Source organism: Psychrobacter sp. PG1 (assembly GCF_014897815.1).
GTDB lineage: Bacteria > Pseudomonadota > Gammaproteobacteria > Pseudomonadales > Moraxellaceae > Psychrobacter.
On sequence record NZ_JABUZG010000037.1, the window covers coordinates 61,056 to 79,046 of the forward strand.

Annotated in this window: 13 protein-coding genes; 6 read left to right on the forward strand and 7 right to left on the reverse strand. The window is 44.4% G+C overall.

The window, feature by feature from the left end; translation table 11 throughout:
• Positions 1-115: 115 nt before the first annotated feature.
• The 4 genes from INT03_RS01950 to INT03_RS01965 form a co-directional block, all read right to left on the reverse strand.
• Positions 116-3,121 (reverse strand): DUF2339 domain-containing protein, encoded by a 3,006-nt coding sequence (locus tag INT03_RS01950; RefSeq protein WP_193007348.1) that lies wholly within the window; start codon positions 3,119-3,121, stop codon positions 116-118.
• 153 nt (positions 3,122-3,274) lie between these two features.
• On the reverse strand, positions 3,275-3,745 hold the full coding sequence (locus INT03_RS01955) for a hypothetical protein (protein WP_193007349.1): 471 nt from the start codon (positions 3,743-3,745) through the stop codon (positions 3,275-3,277).
• Between the two features lie 138 nt (positions 3,746-3,883).
• Positions 3,884-4,675: an SDR family NAD(P)-dependent oxidoreductase gene (locus INT03_RS01960; RefSeq protein ID WP_193007350.1), complete on the reverse strand. Its 792-nt coding sequence runs from the start codon at positions 4,673-4,675 to the stop codon at positions 3,884-3,886.
• A 287-nt stretch (positions 4,676-4,962) separates the two neighbouring features.
• Positions 4,963-5,703, reverse strand: coding sequence for a dienelactone hydrolase family protein (locus INT03_RS01965; RefSeq protein ID WP_193007351.1), 741 nt, complete (start codon positions 5,701-5,703; stop codon positions 4,963-4,965).
• Positions 5,704-6,018: 315 nt separating this feature from the next.
• On the opposite strand from INT03_RS01965, the gene INT03_RS01970 reads away from it, so the two are divergent.
• Positions 6,019-6,492 (forward strand): YcgN family cysteine cluster protein, encoded by a 474-nt coding sequence (locus tag INT03_RS01970; protein WP_226950348.1) that lies wholly within the window; start codon positions 6,019-6,021, stop codon positions 6,490-6,492.
• 79 nt (positions 6,493-6,571) lie between these two features.
• On the opposite strand, the gene INT03_RS01975 is transcribed toward INT03_RS01970, so the two are convergent.
• A complete protein-coding gene (locus INT03_RS01975) occupies positions 6,572-7,933 on the reverse strand; it encodes a DUF4105 domain-containing protein (RefSeq protein WP_193007353.1) in 1,362 nt (453 codons plus the stop codon).
• A 261-nt stretch (positions 7,934-8,194) separates the two neighbouring features.
• Between INT03_RS01975 and INT03_RS01980 the strand changes: the two genes are divergently transcribed.
• The 5 genes from INT03_RS01980 to INT03_RS02000 all read left to right on the forward strand — a co-directional run bounded on the left by INT03_RS01980 (position 8,195) and on the right by INT03_RS02000 (position 15,624).
• The gene (locus tag INT03_RS01980; protein ID WP_193007354.1) at positions 8,195-9,094 is read left to right on the forward strand and encodes a CBS domain-containing protein; all 900 of its coding nucleotides are present in this window, start codon (positions 8,195-8,197) and stop codon (positions 9,092-9,094) included.
• A 243-nt stretch (positions 9,095-9,337) separates the two neighbouring features.
• On the forward strand, positions 9,338-10,921 hold the full coding sequence (gene lnt / locus INT03_RS01985) for an apolipoprotein N-acyltransferase (RefSeq protein WP_193007355.1): 1,584 nt from the start codon (positions 9,338-9,340) through the stop codon (positions 10,919-10,921).
• A gap of 180 nt (positions 10,922-11,101) precedes the next feature.
• On the forward strand, positions 11,102-11,533 hold the full coding sequence (locus INT03_RS01990) for a hypothetical protein (RefSeq protein ID WP_193007356.1): 432 nt from the start codon (positions 11,102-11,104) through the stop codon (positions 11,531-11,533).
• A 301-nt stretch (positions 11,534-11,834) separates the two neighbouring features.
• Positions 11,835-13,397 (forward strand): peptide MFS transporter, encoded by a 1,563-nt coding sequence (locus INT03_RS01995; protein ID WP_193007357.1) that lies wholly within the window; start codon positions 11,835-11,837, stop codon positions 13,395-13,397.
• Positions 13,398-13,806: 409 nt separating this feature from the next.
• Entirely contained in the window at positions 13,807-15,624 is a 1,818-nt protein-coding gene (locus INT03_RS02000; RefSeq protein WP_193007358.1) for an aminopeptidase P family protein, read from the forward strand.
• 124 nt (positions 15,625-15,748) lie between these two features.
• Here INT03_RS02000 and INT03_RS02005 read toward each other — a convergent pair whose 3' ends face one another.
• Together INT03_RS02005 and fabF are read right to left on the reverse strand one after the other, a co-directional pair.
• Positions 15,749-16,621, reverse strand: a complete 873-nt coding sequence (locus tag INT03_RS02005) for a hypothetical protein (RefSeq protein WP_193007359.1) — start codon at positions 16,619-16,621, stop codon at positions 15,749-15,751.
• Positions 16,622-16,736: 115 nt separating this feature from the next.
• Complete coding sequence (fabF, locus tag INT03_RS02010; RefSeq protein WP_413469132.1) at positions 16,737-17,987, reverse strand: beta-ketoacyl-ACP synthase II; 1,251 nt, start codon at positions 17,985-17,987, stop codon at positions 16,737-16,739.
• Between the last annotated feature and the right edge of the window lie 4 nt (positions 17,988-17,991).

Genomic DNA, 17,991 nt, shown 5'->3' on the forward strand with positions numbered 1-17,991 from the left:
AAAAATGCGCAAAGTAAGACGATCGTCATTTACTTTTCATGGTGTCCAGTTTACTACAGAACCACCTTGCTCACGCTACAATTTCGCCCAACCAGATGCGCGGCTACTCTTGAGCTTAATTTTCTATTTCATCGCGGGCAGGAGGTAACGGTGCAAGATAACCAATTAATAGTATTAAACTGCCTGCGCCGAGGAAAGATATCACCCGCCAAATCGCTTCTGTCTGTGACAGGTCAACCAATACCAGTTTAAGTACGACAATACCTAGTAGCCCGATGCCCATAAACCAAAGCGTCCGCTGCCAATAGCGACTGGCGACGATGGTGGCGACTAAAGCCAAGAGCGTCCATAAAATGGTCAATCCTGTCTGTACTTGCTCGCTATTCCATGCGCCGCCCTGAGCGCTGTCCCACAACGGTGTACCGATAAAGGCGTGTAATGTTCTGACCAACATACTGGATATCAGCCAAAAGCTGATAAGCCCTAATATAATCAGTGAATTATCAGTAGTGAATATGCGCTTAGATTTGGCAGCTGCACTTGATTCGATACTACTCTCATCGCGGCGATGTTGGCTCATGTAATATAGACTAAACCCAACCAATAGCGTCAGCAATGAGGTAATGTCGTATAAATTCAGTAGTGGGAAGTAGGACAGTCCCCAAATTACACCATCATATGACCAATTGGTAATGATGACCCAACTTAAAGCAATGGGCGCAAAGATAGCCGCGCAGCTCAATAGCGCTTGTTGCCAATCAAACCAGTATAGTGGGCTTTGCTTGCATGCCTTATTTGTACGCGTATTTTGCTTGAGATAGCTGGCATAACGATGACAGCACCATAATCCAGCCAATATTAAAATGGCTGGCATCAAGACAGCCATCACACCAGCGGAATCTGCGAGTCCATAGTGGGCGGCGGCAGCAATTATTAGAATGCTAGCTCCTAGCCAGCTTTCGCCATCATAGCGTGACAGCTCGGAATGGTCGTACCACGTCTTTAACCACGATTGTCCGATAATCAACCAACCAATAATTAGACCAGTCAATAGTAGCCAATCTGCTCTTTGCCATATTAAATGAAACTCGAATTTTTGCGGTAACTGTATGACGAGCATGAGATAAAAGACGATCGATAAGCCATGGCTAAGTTGTCTGATTTCTATCCACGAGCGATAACGATTGATTGTCCAATATATGGCAAGGCTGATTAGAGCTGCGAGTGCAATCATGGTCGTCGTTGCCAGTGTCCAACTGGTGAACCACTGGTTAAAATCAAGCAGTAGCACTTGTAGTAGCCACGCTATAGCTGTAAAGGTCAAAAACCTTATAAGTATAGGACTGTGCCAAACAAGATTAAACACGGTGCTGTGGCTGTTGATTGAGGTTAGCCATTGCTGTGCGGCATGAGTGCTGATCCCCAGTGCGTCGGCATAGGTCGCTATCGCATCTGGCGTGGCGTTTTGCTCTTGAGAATATGTTGAATGATTATCTAAGCTATCATTTAGCATAGCTGGCGAGTTGTTCGTGCGTAAAATAAATACAGTGGCTAGATAAGTCATAGCCGAAATGGTTAAGGCCAATGTCGGATAATCTTGAATGGCGAAGACCACTTTTACCATCAGCATACCTATACTGATTAGCTGCAATAACAAACCAAATAACACTGACCACGCTCGCAATGAACGCCGTCCAAACCAGACCAGCGCCAGTCCTTGTACTGACCAGCCAAAGGCAATCCATTCAGCATCGAATGCCAGCGGAATGACCAACGCCAAAAAGCCAAACCCTAAAGCCAGCATGCCTTCGGTGATTAAGGCATAACGTTGGCTACGCTGCACAAACAACCAGCCGAGTCCTAAATAAACAGTGGCTAAAATAGCACTAGCGATGGTTAAAGCGTTAGGAATGTCATCTAATAATGCCGCAAATAAACCAAAGGCTAATATCGGCACTGAAAACAGTAAGCCAGTATCAATAGGAAATACATAGCTATTATTTCTTGCGTGAACGCTATCTAAATGCTTTACGTTATCTGTCTGGATGATGTCTATTTCATTAAGGGTATTGTAGGCAATGATTTGTTGGGCGTAGCGAATGACGACAAACAGATATAGCAATAAGTGTAAGGTGACCAGCAAGACTAAAGACCAGCGCTGCGCCTCAATGACCGTGCTCAAATTCTCACTGATGCCCCAGTAGTACGCCAACCCAAAGGTCACAGTGACACCGAATAAATTCAGTATTTTCCATGGGCGGTAATGCGCAATAATCGCAATCGTCACGTTCAATAGTAGATAGTAACTAAACAATACCACCAAACTGCCCGTGTCTTCACTGGTCAAAATAGGCGCAAAAAACCCACCCGATAATGCCAATAAAGCCAGTGGAAAAGCGTTTTGACGCACGGCAAGGGCAATGGTAATCGCAGATAATAGCCCAAGCCCAATAAAGCTCGGTAGACTAGGCAAGACTTGGTAAACGCTATAGGCAAAAAAGGTCGTTAAATACGCAATCGCTAAGCCTGCGCCTTGCAGGGTGATGCCATAAGCAAAGCGATTTTTTGCCAATTTTAGACCTAATGCTGCTAGACCTAAACCGAGGATGCCTATCGCTAAAAGCTTGGACGCTATCGACACTTCGATATAGTCGCTTAACAAGCGAAGTAGTAGCACTACACCGATAAGTAGGACGATCACGCCAACGCGTACGACTAGATTACCGCCAAAAAACCAGTTTTTGATGGAGTGAATCAATGAAGTGACGATAGGTAGTGAGCGCTCATCCGGCTCTATGGGCGATGGTTTTTTTGGAGAATGGGCTGGTTTCGGGTGAATCGTAGCAGTAGATAAAGGAGGTGCTGAGTCAAATAGCTCCTCGATAATAGGTTGAAGCGAGTGAGTCTCAGCTAGCGTTTGAGTCATTGGTTCAGTATGAACGTCTACGTCATTATCGGCGTTATTATTCATAGAGCTGACACGGTGTTGCTGCGCTTGTAACTCATCTTGCAGTTGCGTGATGTCTCGTTGAAGCTGATCAACGCGTCGCTTTAGTTTATTGTAAAAAACGATAATCACTACTAGACAAACAAGCAATACAAATCCGCTGATATCAGACATAGCGCTACCACACCGTTACTCAATATTTGATGGCTTGATGATGACTCGATTTCAAAGCAAACACAAGTAAAGCGCTCATCAAGAAAAGGGCTAGCCCAAGATTATTCGTTCACGATCATGGAGCTGACCTTGATGCTTTATAAACTAAGATATTTAAGCGGCATATAATTTATGTCTTTCTGATAATGTACATTCACGCAAGGTTAGATAATTCACCATACCTGAGACGATACCTGCAATAACACCGATAATAATTAAAGCTGAAATCAAAGATACTTCGACCGTACCTGCGTATTTTTGCCATAGTACAGCAAGAGAGGTCAATACCCCAAAGGTAAAAAATCCATGCTTTATCGTCAACCAAAAAGCGGTTGGGAAGAAGGCTACTTTTTTTTCTTTGATACCAAAATAAGCCACCATAGTTAAAATCATGGCTAACGTAATCGATAAGGTAACGGAGGTACCGAGCACCGTGTCTTCATTATTGGTAATAGAGTCAACAGATATTGCGATTGATGAGTATGCTTTTAAGAAGAAATATTGTATGCCGCCGTTAATGAAGGCATTGATTACGCCAGTAAGCATAGCGCCTTTTAGCAATTTTGCGTTTAATGTTGTTGTCATGGTTTATTTTCCAAGTCCAAGCGAATAGGTTTATGCATAAAAAATACTGAGTAGATAAAACTCTACCCAGTATGGTCAATGCTTAACATGCCCTAATATTTGTCGTTTATAAATTTATGATTAAAGTGATGGCTGAGTTTATGAGGTTGGCATTTTGCTTTTGTAAACACCGCCACCATTGACTGTCAGTTCAGCACCAGTAATCCAAGACGCTGCATTACTTAACAAAAACGCCATCGCTTGAGCGATATCTGCTGGCACGCCACGTCGTTTTAGGACGATACCTTTGACCACATTATCGATCATCTCTTGGGTATAACCGGCTTCTTCAGAGGAAGCACCATTATCTACTGTACCAATAATTAATGAGTTAAAGCGCACTTCAGGACCTGATGCGACCGCCATACTTTTCACCATATTTAGCAAGCCCGCTTTAGCTGTACTGTATTCGATAAATTCTGGCGATGGTGTATTGCCAACCATGGACCCAGAAAATACCACAGAGGCGTTTTCTTCTTGTTTTAAATACGGCATACATAAACGAGTCAAATGATAAGATCCCAAGGTGTTGAGCTTATACGCATTGACCATTTTTTCGGTGGTAGATTCCCACAAAGGCGTATTTGCACCCCAACCGACGTTGTTGACTACTGCAGAAATCTTACCGAATTTTGCAATAGTTGCATCCACCAAGGCTGCAATTTGCGTCTCGTCAGTAAAGTCGGTTTTCATGCCTAAGGTTGCATTGCCTGTTTCTTTTTCGATATCAGCGGCAATTTGCTTCACTTTATCTTCATTTAAATCAGCGAGGACAATGTTGCCTCCTAATGAGCTTAAAAACCGTGCCGCCTCGCTACCAATAGCGCCTGCTGCACCACTGATAATGATGGTTTTATGATGAAAGTCGAATAGTTGTTGGATGGTTTTCATGGTTTTACCTTATTATTAGTGAGTGATTAGAGAGCTATCAGCAAGTGGTGTGACCGATTTTATGAATCACGACTGTGCAATAACCATGTTAGCGTCTTAAATCCTTACTAATAGTAAGCCTTTGTAAGTGTGTAATGACCAATATGGATTTGTTTACGATAAAAAAAGCAGAGTGCGGCGGGCGCACTCTGCTATATGTTGGGTTAATAGATAGGGGTTAATAAATAGTGTGTTAATAACCTGAAAACAGCTATTGATATGCCTGATTCAAAGATTATTTACCTAAGTTATTTACCTAAGTTATTTTCCATAAATTCAAGCATGTTTTCCCAGCTTTGCTTGGCAGCGGCTTCGTTGTAGCCGAGATCAACATCATTTTTAGCAGCGCGCTCATCGGCATGTGGATTGGTAAAGCCATGCTTAGCGTTGTCATAAACATCGATAATATAGTCAACACCAGCAGCATCTAGTTCTGATTTTAGACCTTCTATTGCTTCCATTGATACCATTGAATCATCGCGACCGTGAGCAACCAATACGTTAGCGGTGAAGTTTTTATCCGCTGGCTGTTTTGGTGTTGGGTTGCCATGGAAAGTGGCGACCGCTTTTAATGGCATGCCTTCGCGAGCCATATCAAGCACGACCTTACCGCCGAAGCAAAAGCCAATCGCTGCTAGATTGTTACCATCAACGGCTAACTGGTCGCTAAAGTCATTAAGGATTAAACGGCAGCGCGCCATCAGCATATCTTGGTCTTCTAGTACTTGCTCCATCCACATATTCGCTTGTGCAGCATCGGTGGTCAGCTTGCCTTCACCGTACACGTCCATTGCGACGGCGGCATAACCTGCTTCTGCCAAGCGCTCGACCACTGATTTTGGGTGATCAACGATACCCCACCATTCTGGCGCTACTAAAATTCCCGCAACAGGATGGTCGTCAGATGCATTTTCTGGCAATGCCACATAGCTGATAAGCTGGACACCGTTTTCGGTTGTACTGATTAATTCGAAAGTCTTAATTGACATATTATTATCCTTTTTTATGTGAGGAGTTTTACGTTATAAAGGTTATTTTTCTGTGTTTTTGCGACATTGTTTTTCTTACTTTTACTACCTTAACGCTCAACCTAGGCAAAAACAGCTATAATACTGTAACGCTCTTTATCAAAATGCTACGGCACCTTTATGACACTAAACTTGTTAGACAACTGTGCAGCCCACCTAGACTCTGACGCAACTTCTCCGCTAAAATTCACGGAAAAATCAGCTGTGAGCTTATTTCCTGACAGTGGCAATCAAAGCAGCAGCAATAGCGACCATGACAGTAAGCTCAACCACACATTGCGTCCGAATTTTTGGTCGCGCTTTGCACTGTCAGAACTCAATCATAGCGAATGGGAAGCATTGTGTGATGGCTGTGGTAGTTGCTGCTTGATTAAGTATATTGACGAAGATGAGCATGGCGATGTGGATGAAGAGTTGGTCGAGTATACCGATGTGACTTGCCAGCTAATGGACTGTACGACGGGTTATTGTCAGCACTATGACACGCGTCAAGAGCATGTGCCAGACTGTATTCAGCTGACCATGGACAATCTGCCGCAGATGATGTGGTTGCCTTCGCACTGCGCCTATAAGCGTTTGTATAAAGGACAAAATTTGCCAAGTTGGCATTTGTTATTGACCCAAGATGCAGTGGTAACGCAGCAACAAATGCGTGCTGCCAATGTTGGCGTGGCAGGGCGCTGTGTTTCTGAGACTGGTATGTCTGATGAAGCGATGGAGGAGCGGGTGGTCAGCTGGGTGAAGCCTTGATAATACTGAGAGTTATTGAAATCAGTGAAATCAGTGACGTTGGTATTATTGCAGGATAAAAGTACAATGCTACTTAATTTTAATAAGAAGCATGAGCTGCAGATTTGGCTTTTGCCTCAGCATCTTCTTGCGTGTCAGCCAATGGCGGGATAGGAATATTCTGACGAATTTGCTCAGAAAACTCGCGGCTGTTTTCGTTGCTATTAACGTCAGACACTAGATTGATTTGATTATTGAATTCTTTAACCTTTGAGTTGATATGGGTACGCTCGTACCATGTATCCATTGACCACGGCTGTCCAGTCTTTTCTGGATTAGCGTCAAGCATACCGACATCATATAGATAATTTGGCAGCCAGCCAGAGACCCAAATCCGATAATCCCACGGCAGGCGATCGCCACTGACGATACGCGCCATATAAAAAATGATATTGGTGCAATTACTGAGTAATGTGTTGTACCAAGCAGGCTTGGTATTCAATTCATCGGCAGCGGTTAAGTAAGATTCAAATAGTGACTTGACCTCGTGCTGCTGCAAGTTGCTAACGGGAAATAGATAAACTTGCTCGCCACGCGCATTCGTTCGGGTATAAATAATATCGCGCTCTTCTGCGGCAATCAGGCTCAGCTCATAGCGTCTAAAAAATCCTGCCAATGCCGAAAACGACTCGCCTTCTTCTTTACGAATCTCAAACGAGAAAGCAAGTGGTCTATCATCTTCAAAACGAAAGCTGACCAAAGTATGGGCAATTAGTGGACCCATCCAGTAAGAGTTGGTGACATCGACGCCAGATAGTTTAGACATATCAATGGTACGTGTGTCCCAGCGTTCGGTCGCCTCCGTGTCGGTATGCCAATCAAAGTTACGTACATTGGTTAGGGTCACTAAATTAGGGTTGGTTGCATCGCGCTCATAAGTGACCCTTTCACTTACCTCAGCCATCCAGTCGCGCTCTTGCTGGGGTTCAATAGAGAAGAACCAGCCAACGCCTACCAACCAAATAGCACCATATAAAGCGGTTAACCATTTAGTTACTGACTTGCTATTTATGGTTGCTTTGTTGCTCCATGGTTTACTGCTGCGTTGTTTATGATCAAAGCAATGAACTATTTTTGGCCAATAGCGAACGCTCAGTAAGGCTGTCAGTACACCAACAATGAAAATTGCGGTTAACCAAGTAATGGCAGAGCCTGCCCCAAACTGATACCAAATCGCCAGCAATAACCAAACGGCTGACAGTAGCAAGGTAATAATGATGAAAAACTGTACAAGATAATATCGCCATGTAGGTGTCGGTTGGCGACTATTCGCAGTGTTGTTTTTTAAGCCGTGTCTATCCGAACCATAATTATTTGGCTCAAGCGTGTCCAAGCCGTTATCTGAACGATGGCTGTGTGAGTGCGGCGTGAGCAGGCGAGAGAAAAAGGAACGTAGCGACATAGGGTGTGCTTTGGTGTGTGAAGGCTTTGACCATAGCAAAGTTTATAACGTACTGACAATACAATTTGAGTGAATTTATCGTTGAATGTCGGTGAGCCTTGCGCTAAAGTGAAGCTACTTTGATCTGCTCTATTTATAATTTAATAATCAAAGATCTGTTTTATTTGCTGTATTCATCCCCATCTACGTCTGTTATTACGTATTATTGTTTTTACGTATTACTTTAATTGTTATTAACTAAAGAGGTTAAATCACATCACCATGTCTGACGACACTCCCAGCCCGAGTAGTTGGTCGATGCGCGGCTTAAAACGCTGGCTATCGACCGCCCCCGAAACCCGTGACGAATTGATTCGTCTGGTACAAGACTCGCGCCAGTTCTTAGAGCCTGATACCGTCGATATGTTAGAAGGCGTGCTGGATCTGCCTGCGACACAAGTGCGCGAAATCATGACTCCGCGCCCGCAAGTGGTTGGGCTGCACGAAAGCACCAGTCTCGCTGAGGTGATGGATATCATCCTTGAGACCACCCATTCGCGCTATCCTGTCTTTGACAGTCAAGATGATGATGCCGTCATTGGCATTTTATTGGCCAAAGATTTGATTCCTATTCTTGTGCATATGGTGCGCGATCAAGAAGATAAAATCGATAGCAAACGTTTGAGAGATCTGGTACGTCAGCCGCTATATATTAGTGAGACGGCACGTTCTGATACCTTGTTACGCTCATTGCAGCGTACCCAAGTACATATGGCGATTGTGGTCGATGAATTCGGCAACTTTGGCGGTGTCGTTACCATGGAAGACTTGCTTGAAGAGATCGTCGGCGACATCGTCGATGAGCATGATGACTTCGATGAAGACAGTGATATCAATAACATCGTCGCTGATCCTGAAAAACCAAATACGTGGCGTGTGCAAGCGTCTACCGTGATTGAAGACTGTAATGATGAGCTTGGTAGTCATTTTGATGATACGGATGTCGACACCATGGGTGGTCTAGTCATGCAGGCGCTTGGTTATGTGGGCGATTTGGAAGGTGAAAGCGTGGTGATAGATGATTGGAAAATCACTATTACTGATGTTGAAGGGCGTTTTATCCAAAATCTTGAGCTCACCAAAATCAATCTTGATCAGCAAATATTGATAGGCAGTCATTGATGTGTCGATAGCGACCTAAACATTGTTTGATATACTCAAAAAAACACGATTGCGGTCGTGTTTTTTTGTGTTTGCTATTGGGTATTTGCTACGCAATGTTACCTATTAATGGGTTGAGACTGGTATCATGGGCGGGTTTAACTTTTAGATACTGTACAAAACACAATACGGTCTGCTTCAGCTTGGTTTTCATCTGAATGTTGACGCTTAAAATTTTGAAAAATATGGTTTTGGATAACTGCTATGCGCCTGTCTACTGTTGATTTACAAAAACGCCTGAACCCTGATAAGCCAAAGGGTTTGCCTATAGCGCTGACGGTATTGATTGCGTTGTTGGCAGGTGCGGTGTTTATATTTGCACTGGCGCCTTATGGCATTTGGCCACTGGCGCTAGTGTCGCCTGCTATTTTATACGCCTTACTGATGCCTGATATGAGTGGCAAGCGTGCTTTTCTTATCGGTCAGGCTTACGGTACGGGACTTTGGTGCGTTGGTGCATTTTGGTTATACACCTCTATTCATGTCTATGGCGATACGCCAGCATGGCTTGCGCTGATTATGATTGCGCTGATGGGTCTGGGCATGGGGTTATTCCATGGCTTTTTGGCGTTGGTTTTCAACCGTATGGTCGGTCGTCAGCCGTTGTCGTTTGCGGCGCTATGGATACTCCAAGAGTGGCTGAAAACGTGGCTGTTCACTGGATTTCCGTGGTTGTTTGTCGGTTATGCCTTTACGGAGCAGTATTGGTTATCATCATTAGCACCAGTCGCTGGCGTCTTTGCAGTGTCTTTTGTGGCGGTATTATTGGCAGCTAGTTTGGTTGAGCTATTGCGTCGCCGTGGCGGATATATGATTCCGTCGATAGCATTGTTGGTCATTAGCAGCGCGTTATGGTTGATTAATCCGCAATGGACGAAACCAAAAGGCACGCCTGAGTTGTCCGTGTCCTTAATCCAAGGTAATATTCCACAAGATTTAAAATGGCTCACCGAATATCAAATAGAAACCCTGAAAATTTATGCAACTCTGACCAGTACTGAGTGGGATCGCGATATCGTCTTATGGCCGGAATCCTCTATTCCTATGTTTCAAGATGAAGCGATTGGCTTTATCAGTGAAATGGTTAAAATGGCCAAAGAAACAGATACCACATGGGTAACAGGTATTCCTTATCGAGATTTAGAAAACTTTGACCCAAAAACGGATAAATATCCGCCATTTTATAATAGCGTGGTTGCGCTAGGTAGTGATGCTGAGGGGATGTATAAAAAGCAGCGTCTGGTACCATTTGGTGAATATATTCCCTTCGAAGGCATGTTAGATATCTTGCCAAACCTTGCTGGTAGCCAAGAAATCATGAGCTATAGTCGTGGTAGTGACAACCAATCACCGCTGCGTGTACGTGGTCATAATTTGGGCTCAGCAGTCTGTTATGAAGTGGCTTACCCTGATACCACCCGTAAAAACGCGATTGGCACGGACTTCTTATTGACCATCTCAAACGATGCTTGGTTTGGTACGTCGGCAGGTCCATTGCAACATCTGCAAATGGTGCAGATGCGCGCGCTAGAGAATGGGCGTTGGTTTATGCGCGCGACCAATACGGGCGTGACCGCTATCATCGACCACAAAGGTCGTATCGTCGAGCGTGCACCGCAGTTTGAGCGCACAGTATTGCGCGGTGATATTCAGGCGCGGGTTGGTAATACACCTTTTATGAGCTTCGGTAATTATCCGATTCTCTTTATCATTACGCTGTTACTTGTCTTGAGCTACTTTGGTAAGCGTGGGATGCCGCAACCGCGTTTGGGTAAGTCGCTAAAATAACTGGCTATTATTACCAGTGATAATGAATCGCTCGAATGGGTTATGATAATTAACCACAAAAGCGAGTGGCAAAGTTTGTTGATAATAAATCCTTTAAATACTTAAGGGTTTTAACAAATCGGTACGAATTGCGATATAATAGACCAATATTTTAAATATTTTGTGCAAGGTGGATAAGGTATGTCAGAACATATTGTCGAAAACAACCCTAAGAAAGAGTTCTTATTTGCTTTAGGCGGTGTTGCCTTATTTTTAGGTATCGTCTTACTTATTGGTATTTCTGGATTTTTGCGTCCAGCAGGCGAGCACATTACTGCTGAGACGACCGAAACGTCAGCGGCAGCTGATGAAGCAGAAGCGATTGCTGCTGAAGACACTGCGCCAGCTGAAACAGCACCTGTAGCCGCGGATGCTACAGCGACTGATACTGCTGCAAGCGTCACCCCAGCGACCGATACTGATAGTGCTGTGGTTACCGCAGAAGCTGGTACTGCAACTGCTTCTGGTACAGTTAGTCAAACTGCGGTTGCTGATGCTGATCTAACGGCTGAGCAAGCAGACGGTGATTTGGAAGCGGGTGATGCCACTGATGAAGCGGTAGCCGCACAGTAATATACGTAAGTCGATGCTACCTTTTTAAAGTATGGCTCGACAAACCGCTTCGCTTAAAACCTAAGTATTATGGTAATACCATAAGCACAACAGCGTCGTCATCACTGACATTGATGCTAAGAATAAAAGCCCGCTTTCAGCCAATGATAGCGGGCTTTTTTGTGGGTATTTGTGTAATTATTGACCAATTATTTCTTTACTTGATTATATCCAAGTGAAACAATGATGCGCCTATATGACCGCTTGTCGGGATAATTATATGTTTGGTCGTTAATACAGTGGTCTTTAAAGGAATAAAGTTATGAGTACAGAATCAAAGTCAGAGGCTAGTGCTGCTGAATTGGCAGCACTAGATAATGGATTTATGGGGCACCCTAAGCCGTTACGTCCATTGTTTTTCACAGAAATGTGGGAGCGATTCTCTTATTATAGTATCCGTCCACTATTAGTATTATTTATGGTAGCGACCGTCGGTAGTGGCGGTTTTGGTTTCGATGAAGTTACAGCTTCTGCTATTTATGGTATTTTTGCTGGTTCGTTATATTTAGCGGCAGTACCAGGTGGCTGGTTGGCTGATAATTGGCTCGGTCAAGAGCGTGCACTCTGGTGGGGTAGTATTATTATCGCCCTTGGTCATTTGTGTATCGCACTATCCGCTATGTTTGGTATGACGCTGTTTTTTGTGGGTTTGATGTGTATCGTTCTCGGTTCAGGCTTATTTAAAACCTGTATCTCCGTGATGGTCGGAACGTTGTATCCCAAAGGCGATGCACGCCGTGATAGTGGCTTCACTCTATTTTATATGGGTATCAATATCGGTGCGCTACTGGCTGCCCTTATCGTTGGCGTATTTAAAGAAAAAGGTATGTGGCATGTCGGCTTTGGTGTCGGTGGTCTTGGCATGTTAGCTTCACTATTGATTTATCGTTTTTCAGCTAAAAAAACCTTAAATCGTTATGCTCGTGCCAAAAACATTACGCCTGAATGGGAACAAACGACTGGACGTTTCAAAAATGTAGGTGGCTGGGTTGGCGGGTTTCTCGCGCTACTTGCTGCCATTACTGTCTTAGTGTCGACTGGTATTATGCCATTTAACCCTGAAATGGTTGCTCAGTATATGACTTACCTCATTGCAGCAGTCGTCATATTATACTTTGCTGTCATGTTTATTTCACCGCGATTGGACAAAACTGACAAGCTGCGTTTGTTAATTTGTTTTATCTTAATCATCGGCTCGACGCTATTTTGGTCAAGCTTTGAGCAGCAGCCAACGTCTTTTAACCTGTTCGCTGATCGCTATACAGACCTGAATATTTTAGGCTTTGAAGTGCCTAGTATTTGGTTCCAATCGCTTAATCCCTTATTTATTTTAATATTAGCACCGATCATCAGCATTGTCTGGGTCAAGCTTGCCAATCGAGGTCTTGAGCCAAATAGTATGGTAAAGTTTGCGCTTGGTATGTTGTTTGCCGCTGCAGGCTTTGCTTTGATGATATTTGCCTCAAAAAGCATTTTGACTAGCGATGGTGGATTGGCTTCACCTTTATGGTTGGTGGGTAGTTTACTATTGCTGACCCTTGGTGAGTTGGCGCTCAGTCCTGTTGGTCTGTCTGCAATGACTAAGCTTGCGCCAAAAGGCATGCAAGGTCAGATGATGGGGCTTTTCTTTGCTTCTCTCGCTTTAGGTAATTTGGTTGCTGCGTTCTTTGGCGGCCAAGTATCAGCGGATAAGATTGAAGGATTACCGGGCTTATTTACGATGATGACGATCTTTTTGGTGGTCACAGCCGTTGTCTTATTGGCATTAGCCAAACCGATCAATAATATGCTACAAAAAAGCGAGCGTGCAGATACGCTGAGCTAATTCAGACACACGGTTAACGGATTTAGGATCAATAGCAATACCAGCAAAAATGTTAGATGGTGAGACGTGTTACCATGATCGGTAGCACGTTTTATGGCGACACTTAGTAAGTTATTGCCCCCACGCTATTGAAAGTACGCTTTCCGCCCAAACATCTAATGATGCTCTGCTGTAATGCTCCTAAAAATAGTTAGCCTTATCTATCTGGTCATTGACAACATTTTAATTTTTAAGACATTGAGCGGCTTACACAGGCTTACACAGGCTTAGATGCTGAGCATTCAATGAATGATGAATAACTACTAATGCTTAAAACAGTTCACTCGCTCAAATAAGACGACTATCCATAGTCGCCTCACAATATGATTTTTCCAAATCTTATTTTTTAAAATCAATAAGGACACCTTTTATGAATAAACAAAGCATCCACGATCGTATCGACAGCCTACGTCAGGCGTTGGTAGCACAAGATCTGACCGCGATTATCGTACCGTCTGCTGATCCGCATTTATCTGAGTATTTGCCAGAATATTGGCAAGCGCGCTTATGGTTATCAGGATTCACAGGCTCAGTTGGTACGCTTGTTGTTACCGCTGATTTTGCTGGATTATGGACGGACAGCCGCTATTGGGTACATGCCGCTGACCAATTAGAAGGTACTGGTATTAGCTTAGAGAAGCTTGCACCGGGTCAGCCGAATCATATTGATTGGCTCGCCGAGCATTTGGCTGAGGGTGATAGCGTGGCAGTCGATGGAAATGTATTGTCTATCTCTGAGCAAGATAAATTGTTAAATGCCTTTGATGCCAACGACATTACCTTAATCACTGAGCGTGACGTATTGACAGAAATATGGAGCGATCGTCCAGCGCTACCTACTGCCAGCCTATATCAACACGATGCGCAGTTTGTTGCGCAGTCTGCTACCTCAAAACTTGCCGCTGTACGCGCAGGTATGGCTGAGGCAGGCGCAACCCATCACTTGCTTTCAAGCTTAGACGATATTGCTTGGTTGACCAATTTACGCGGCGCTGATGTTGATTATAACCCTGTGTTTTTGGCACATATGCTCATTAGCGAACATGACGCGACATTGTTTATCGATAATAATAAAGTCAGTAGCGAGATAGCACAAAGCTTAAAAGACAGCGGTATCACCCTTGCTGATTATGACGCTGTGCAAGATGCGTTGGGCACATTGACCGCCGATGACTTATTGCTATTAGACCCAAGTAAAGTGGCAGTGGGTACGTTATCTAAAATGGGCGATGGCATAGGTTTTATTGAGCAAATGGCGCCAAGTACGTTGCTAAAATCAGTTAAATCTGACGCTGATATCGACCATGTGCGTGAAGCCATGCGTCAAGATGGCGCGGCATTAAGTGAGTTTTTTGCCGCATTCGAGCAGCGTTTAGCAGACGGTGAGCGTTTAAGCGAGCTGGACGTTGATAGTATGCTCATCGAAGTGCGCAGTCAGCAGCCACATTATGTATCGCCCAGTTTCCCGACTATCGCAGGCTTTAATGAAAATGGTGCGCTGCCACATTATCGCGCAACGCCAGAAAAATTCAGCTACCTTGATGTGGTCGAGGGCGAAGGTGGATTGTTACTGATTGATTCAGGTGCTCAATATCAAAACGGCACCACAGATATCACCCGTGTGGTCGGTATTGGACAGGTAAGCAGCGAACACAAACGTGACTTTACTACCGTACTCAAAGCCCATATTGCCTTAGCAAAAGCGCATTTCCCTGATGGTATCGCCTCACCGCTCATCGATGCGATATGCCGTGCACCATTATGGCAGGCACAGATGGATTATGGTCACGGTACTGGTCATGGCGTTGGCTATTTCTTGAACGTCCATGAAGGCCCACAAGTGATTGCTTATAGCGCTAGCATGCCGAAAGAGCGCGCGATGAAAGAGGGCATGATCTCAAGTAATGAGCCAGGTCTATACCGTGAAGGAAAATACGGTATCCGTATCGAAAACTTGATGGTTAATAAGCGTATTGCCCAGCCAGTAGAGACGGAATTTGGCGATTTTCTTAATTTTGAGACCGTCACTTATTGCCCAATTGATACTCGTTTAATTGAGTCGTCATTATTGACTCAAATCGAAATTGATTGGTTGAATAACTATCATAGCCAAGTCTATGCAGAGCTAAAAGACCGCGTTGAAGGTGCGGCATTTGAATGGCTGACTGAGCGTACTAAGGCTATCTAAAGTAAACGCTCATATCGACGAATCTAAAATGGAAAAACCCCCGTAAAGTTCATGGGGGTTTTTTAGTACTAGGAATTTACTACTGAGGATTTATTGCTAAAGGGTAATGCGTAGGACGCAGCGTTTAGCTTGGTTTAGACTCTTTGTCAGTTCCTGCTTCATCTTCGCTTAGATTTTGAGTCACTTCAGCACGTAACCAAGATTTTAAATTTTCAGACATCAGCATCATTTGCTCACTGAGATAGTCATCAATTTGCATTTCCAACTCACGGATCATCTCTTGATGCGTGGTACTCAGTTTCGCATCTTTCAGTACCAGTTTGATGACGGCACTGGCTTTGTCATTGACCGCTTTTATACTGTGATCGTCATTGATATGCTTGTCATTAGCGACATTAGCATGTTCACTGATGGTTTTGTTCTCAGAGCTGGTAACAAGGTTATCATCAGTATTAGATTGCGTCGCAGCCGATTTTTCAACATCTTGGTTTTTTTCAACCGTGTTATCAATACTAAGCGATTCTGAATCACTCGCATCATTGGCATTCATAGCGGTCGTTTTATCAGCAATATTCTTCTTCTCAGCGGCTATTTGCTCAGTTTTCTGTTGTTCTTTTTGCGCGGTATCTGCTGCTTCACGAAGTTTGGTTTCTTCTTTTAATCTAGCACTTTCTTTTAATCTGGCATCCTCTGCCGCTTTTACTTTTTGTTGTTCTTCTCGCTGTTGTTTTTCAGCAGTCGCTTGCTCTTTGGCTTTTTTGTCAGTAATGGCTTTAGCGATGGCTTGCTCCGCTTCATGGTTTTCGTAGAGCTCATCGATGTGGGTATCCAAATCATGAGTATTAAAGACAAAGCTTTCAAATGGGGTATCGTTTTGCAGTAAGGTGGTGATGTCTTTTAGCTCTTGGGTAATTGCTGCGCGAATAGGCTCAGGCGCACACGTCCAGCGCTGGTAAAACTGATGGGAAAATGAGTAGCTTGACATGGTATCGTCCATAAATGTTCCAAAAATTACCCCTTATCATACGCAAATACGATAAGGGGCTGCAAGTGGACAAACGTAGCAAATCTGACACCAAGGTTACAACGACCGATATGGTAAGTTTTATACCTTAATGATTCACGGGCCAGCGCGCAAATACTAACGAGCCATTGGTACCACCAAAGCCAAAGCTATTGGATACGGCATAGTGTAGGTTTTCAACTTTACGCGATTGGTTGGCGACATAGTCGAGGTTACAGTTGTCTTCCACATTGTCCAAATTAATGGTGGGTGGCACATGCTGATGCTGTAGGGCAAGAACGGTGAATATGGCTTCAACAGCACCCGCGGCACCAAGCAAATGACCCGTCATCGATTTGGTTGAGCTGACCAAAATGTGGTCTTTAACTGGGGCAAAAACGGTTTCAATAGCAATCGATTCAGCGACATCACCCGCAGGGGTGCTGGTGCCATGAGCGTTGACATAACCAACACTCGATGGCTCAATGCCTGCATCATTTAGGGCATTACGCATCGCTCGTGCCGCACCGCTGCCATCTTCAGGCGGTGCTGTGATGTGACTGGCATCATCACTCATCCCAAAGCCGACCAGTTCAGCGAGTATGGTTGCACCGCGTGCTTTGGCATGAGCGAGGCTTTCTAGTACCACCATACCCGCGCCATCACCGAGCACAAAACCATCACGGTCTTTGTCAAAGGGACGCGAGGCTTTGGTTGGCTCGTCATTGCGAGTTGAGAGGGCATGCATGGCACCAAAACCTGATATGCCAAGTGGGCTGGAGCCTTTTTCACTACCACCTGCCAGCATGACATCGGCGTCACCATAAGCAATCAGACGTGCAGCGAGCCCCATCGCATGGGTAGCGGTGGTACAAGCCGTCGATGTCGCAAGGTTGGGACCTTTTAAGGTATGTTTAATCGCCACTAAGCCTGCTGCCATATTCACAATAGAGCCAGGAATGATAAAGGGCGAAACTTTCATAGCGCCTTTTTCTCGTAGCATATCGCGACTGTTTTCAATGGTTTGGATACCACCAATACCTGAGCCTAAAATAATGCCAAATCGTTCTTGATTAACCCCATGTACGGGCGCATCAGCAGCACTTACTTCATCGATAAAACCAGCGTTCTGTAATGCCATACTAGAGGCGGCAATACCATAATGAATAAATTCATCATAGCGTCGCGCGTCTTTGGTATTCATATATTGCTTGGCATCGAAATCCTTGACCACACCAGCAATTTGAGCTCGATAGCCAGTAGCATCAAAATGTGTAATTTGCGCGATGCCGCTATCACCATTGAGCAGCTTAGTCCATGAGCTATCGACGTCGAGTCCCAAAGGTGTCAACGCACCCATACCC

Bases quoted from the DNA above. Each gene is read 5' to 3' on its own strand.
- INT03_RS01950 (WP_193007348.1), bottom strand. From the start codon at position 3,121: ATGTCTGATATCAGCGGATTTGTATTGCTTGTTTGTCTAGTAGTGATT.
- INT03_RS01955 (WP_193007349.1), bottom strand. From the start codon at position 3,745: ATGACAACAACATTAAACGCAAAATTGCTAAAAGGCGCTATGCTTACT.
- INT03_RS01960 (WP_193007350.1), bottom strand. From the start codon at position 4,675: ATGAAAACCATCCAACAACTATTCGACTTTCATCATAAAACCATCATT.
- INT03_RS01965 (WP_193007351.1), bottom strand. From the start codon at position 5,703: ATGTCAATTAAGACTTTCGAATTAATCAGTACAACCGAAAACGGTGTC.
- INT03_RS01975 (WP_193007353.1), bottom strand. From the start codon at position 7,933: ATGTCGCTACGTTCCTTTTTCTCTCGCCTGCTCACGCCGCACTCACAC.
- INT03_RS01980 (WP_193007354.1), top strand. From the start codon at position 8,195: ATGTCTGACGACACTCCCAGCCCGAGTAGTTGGTCGATGCGCGGCTTA.
- lnt (WP_193007355.1), top strand. From the start codon at position 9,338: ATGCGCCTGTCTACTGTTGATTTACAAAAACGCCTGAACCCTGATAAG.
- INT03_RS01990 (WP_193007356.1), top strand. From the start codon at position 11,102: ATGTCAGAACATATTGTCGAAAACAACCCTAAGAAAGAGTTCTTATTT.
- INT03_RS01995 (WP_193007357.1), top strand. From the start codon at position 11,835: ATGAGTACAGAATCAAAGTCAGAGGCTAGTGCTGCTGAATTGGCAGCA.
- INT03_RS02000 (WP_193007358.1), top strand. From the start codon at position 13,807: ATGAATAAACAAAGCATCCACGATCGTATCGACAGCCTACGTCAGGCG.
- INT03_RS02005 (WP_193007359.1), bottom strand. From the start codon at position 16,621: ATGGACGATACCATGTCAAGCTACTCATTTTCCCATCAGTTTTACCAG.
- fabF (WP_413469132.1), bottom strand. From the start codon at position 17,987: ATGGGTGCGTTGACACCTTTGGGACTCGACGTCGATAGCTCATGGACT.